The organism is Crocosphaera sp. Alani8, from assembly GCF_038442745.1.
In the GTDB taxonomy this organism is placed as follows: Bacteria; Cyanobacteriota; Cyanobacteriia; order Cyanobacteriales; family Microcystaceae; genus Crocosphaera.
In genome coordinates, this window is sequence record NZ_JARVCN010000423.1 from 1 (window position 1) to 2466 (window position 2466).

At 35.0% G+C, this 2466-nt stretch carries 1 protein-coding gene; it reads left to right on the top strand.

The features are described from left to right. Positions 1-2464: eIF2A-related protein (locus P9B04_RS20665; RefSeq protein ID WP_446718025.1), on the top strand; the 2464-nt coding region annotated here is incomplete at its 5' end. Positions 2465-2466: the final 2 nt, after the last annotated feature.

Consider the following 2466-nt stretch of genomic DNA (forward strand, 5'->3'; position numbering starts at 1 on the left):
GAAAATATTTCTCTATGTTTGGCCTAAGTTTTCGCAGCGAGTGACCCCTGGCTTGTTGAGAAGATACGAGGAGGCTGAAATTTGGTTACGACAACGCCGAGAAGAACTGAGTAATCGGGAGCAGGTTTTTCTTGAGATGAGCATAAAACTACGCCATCGGCAAGAAAAAGAAGAGGAAGTGCGACAACAGCGAGAGTTGGAGCAGGAAAGGAAGGCGCGGAAAGCTGCTCAGACAAGGACTTTGATTGCAGTTAGCTCGGCAGCGATTATAAGTGTGTTGGGGATTATTCTAGGTGTATTGGGATTTCGAGCTGAAGATGCACGTCAAATAGCAGAAGAACGACAGAAGATTTCACTTTCAAATGGATTAGTAGCGCAAGCTGAATTAATGAGAGAACAACAGGCACGTTTTCTAGAACCAAGTATTCTACTTGCGATGGAAGCAATGCGTTTTTTTCCTTATAGTAAAGCCGACCCAGTGCTACGAAAAGGATTGATATTACTGCCGAAACCTACTAAATTATTTGACAAAAGCTTTTCGGGTGTTGGAGGACTTCGAGAAAGATATAACGCTTATTTAGGGGAAAATTTTATCTTTGCAGATAACGGCAATCTAATTGTTGAAGGAGGCTCTTTTTATGAAGGAGGCTACTCTGAAAGGATTAAATTTACTGATATTGTTACAGGCAATAAAATCAAGGATATCAAATTCAAAGAATCGTTAGATAAAGTTATCTTAAGTATAACTGGCAAATATTTGGTTGCAAAAGACTCAGAGCTTTTGTCCAAAAAGCTTTATGTCTGGAATACAAATACGGACCGAAAGATTAGAGAGATTGATACAAATGAATTTATCGAAGATGTAACGATTAGTTCAAAAGAAAACTATGTAGCTGTTGCAAGTGGAAATGTTGTTCGTATCTTTAAAATTGATTCAGGAGAAGAAGTGTTTGATTTAGCGTACACTCATGAAATAGCTGCATTAGAATTTACTCCAGATGAGAAATACATAGCTTTCTCTAGCCTAGAAGATAATAAAGTTAAAATATTCGACTTAAAAACAAAAAAAGAATTTCAAACCATAAATACTGAATTTCCTAAAAATTTAGTGTTTAGTCCAGATAGTAAATATCTTGTTTCTGGTGGTGGGAAAGGACTAAGATATGGTAAACGTATTGATTCTTTTATTGAAATTTGGGAAACATCAACTAGAAAGAGAATAGCCAAGTTACCCTGGTTAAAAGATAGTGATTCTAAAGGAGGCGGAATTAATTTCAGCCGAGATAGTAAATACTTAGCTTTTCCTTATTATAATACTGTAATAATATTGGAACTTTCTTCAGGAAAAGAAGTAACTAAAATCGTTCACCAAGACTGGGTAAACGATATATCTTTTAGTAAAGACGGAAAGTTTTTAGTAACAGCAAGTAATGATAATACAGCTAGATTATGGGATATTAATTCAGGGGATGAAAAACTAAGATTTATACATCAAGGAGACATATATGCTGTGACTTTTCTCAAGAATGGAGAATATATAGCGACAGCAAGTGAAGATGGGACAGCGAGATTATGGAAAGTAGATTTATTCCCCAAGATTTTGCAAACCAAACACAAGGAGCGATTGACAAATATTCAATTTAGTCCTAGCGGCGATTATTTAGCTACGACAAGCTCAGACAATACCACAAAAATTTGGAACTTTAATACAGGATTGGAAATTTCTCAAATACCAGAAAGTGGTAATGATATTGTCTTTACTAAAGATGAAAAACATCTAATTACAACAAAAATTCAATCAAGGGGTAGTGCAAATAGGGGAATAGGACCGAGAGTTTATTTTTACGATCGATATACTCATATATGGGACATTTTCAACAGTCCGAAAAAACCAATTATTGACTATTATGATAGTGTCACGGATATAAGTGCTATTCCAGTAAGTCCAAATGGTAAGTATTTAGCTCAAATTTTGTTAAAAAAGCATTGGCCTACACAAATGGATAAATCCACTTTTAGAGTTAAACAAGAGTTTGAGAATGAAATAATTATTGATATTTTTGAAATTGATTTATTATCAAAAAAATACCAAAAATCTAAATCAAAATTTAGATTGCCTTCTACCATTGAACTTTCTGGAAAAAAAATTACGACTATTAAGCACAAGGGTTATCTTCAAAACTTTACTTTTAGTGATAATGGCGATTATTTTGCGGCTGAGAACTATTCAGGAAACTACTCAAACAAAAAAAAGCATTTTCATGTATGGTCTGTCTTATCTGGAGAGAAGGTTCTCCAGGTAGCAATTGAAAAGGAAAGTACCCTATTCGCCATTGATTCAAAAGGGAAGCATCTGGTACTTAAAAGCGGAAATCAAATAAGCTTGCTAAGTATGGAGAATAAAACCATGGTAGATTACCGAAAATCGGAGCATGAAAGCCCCTGGCTTCAGACATGGGGATGAAA